Origin of the sequence: Pelomonas sp. KK5 (assembly GCF_001984095.1) — a bacterium.
In the GTDB taxonomy this organism is placed as follows: Bacteria; Pseudomonadota; Gammaproteobacteria; order Burkholderiales; family Burkholderiaceae_C; genus KK5.
In genome coordinates this window covers 1-1,152 of record NZ_LYVQ01000488.1, presented here as the reverse complement: position 1 = coordinate 1,152, position 1,152 = coordinate 1, and the positions used below count along the sequence as shown (strand labels likewise).

The window sequence follows — 1,152 nt, the reverse complement described above, 5'->3', positions numbered from 1 at the left end:
GCCCTGGGTCGTCCTCGCCGTGGGCGGCGTCGGCATGGCGCTGACCTGGAAGGTGCTGAAGCAATGACCGTCGACCTGGTCGCCCTCTTCCTGCACTACGCGCTGATCTCGCTGCTGGCCATCGGCGGTGCGATCAGCACCGCGCCCGAGATGCACCGCTTCCTCGTGGCCGAGCGCGGCTGGCTGACGGATACGCAGTTCACCAGTTCGATCGCCATCGCCCAGGCGGCGCCGGGGCCCAACGTGCTCTTCGTCGCCGTGCTGGGCTGGAACGTGGCCGGCCTGCCCGGTGCGCTGGCCACGATGGCGGGCACCCTGCTGCCCTCCACCACGCTGGCGCTGACGGCCACCCGCTGGGCCGCCGCCAACCGCGAGAGCCGCGGGGTGCGCGCCTTCACGCAAGGCATGACCCCGCTGACGCTGGGCCTGATCCTGGCCACCGGCTGGCTGCTGGCCGCGCCCTACGCCACGATGCCGGGCCGCGGGCTCAGCACCGTCGCGCTGCTGGTGCTGACGGTGCTGCTGGTGCTGAAGACGCGCTTCAGCCTGGTGTGGCTGGTGCTGGCCGGCGGGGTGCTCGGCGCACTGGGCGTGGTCTAGGCTGCTTCGGGCCCGACCACCCGGTTGCGCCCCTCGTTCTTGGCGCGGTAGAGGTTCTCGTCGGCCGTGGCGATCAGGCCGTCCAGCGTGGCGTCCGCCTCATGGACCAGCGGTGCGACGCCAAGGCTGATCGTCAGGAACACCCGCCTGCCCTGCCCCAGGTCGACCGCTGTGCTTTCGACCGCGGCGCGCAGGCGCTCCGCAAAGGCGAGCGCATCCTCCAGCGTCGTCTCCGGCAGCAGCAGCACGAACTCCTCGCCGCCCCAGCGCACCGGCAGGTCGCCGGCACGGCTGCTGCGGCGCAGCAGGCCGGCCAGCGTGACCAGCGCGCGGTCGCCGCCCTCGTGGCCATGCTGGTCGTTGAAGTCCTTGAAATGGTCGATGTCCAGGATCGCCACGGCCAGCGGCCGGCGCCGGCGCAGCGCGGTGGCGAAGGGGCCGCGGGCACTTTCGTAGAAGGCGCGGCGGTTGGGCAGTTCGGTCAGCGTGTCGGTGCGGGCCTGCAGCTCGGCCACGTGGCGGGCCCGCTCATGGCTGCGCAGGTGGCTGGCC

The 1,152-nt window shown here is 72.7% G+C and carries 2 protein-coding genes; one reads left to right on the top strand and one right to left on the bottom strand.

Features of this window, described 5'->3' with window-relative positions:
* Positions 1 to 63: 63 nt before the first annotated feature.
* The gene (locus tag B0W88_RS31880) at positions 64 to 600 is read left to right on the top strand and encodes a chromate transporter (RefSeq protein WP_077038419.1); all 537 of its coding nucleotides are present in this window, start codon (positions 64 to 66) and stop codon (positions 598 to 600) included.
* On the opposite strand, the gene B0W88_RS31875 is transcribed toward B0W88_RS31880, so the two are convergent.
* On the bottom strand, positions 597 to 1,152 hold a 556-nt coding region (locus tag B0W88_RS31875), incomplete at its 5' end, for a GGDEF domain-containing protein (RefSeq protein ID WP_144007150.1). The two genes, B0W88_RS31880 and B0W88_RS31875, sit on opposite strands and share 4 nt — an antisense overlap.

What these genes read in the sequence shown, in the direction of transcription:
- B0W88_RS31880 (WP_077038419.1), top strand. Translation starts at nt 64, where the DNA reads ATGACCGTCGACCTGGTCGCCCTCTTCCTGCACTACGCGCTGATCTCG.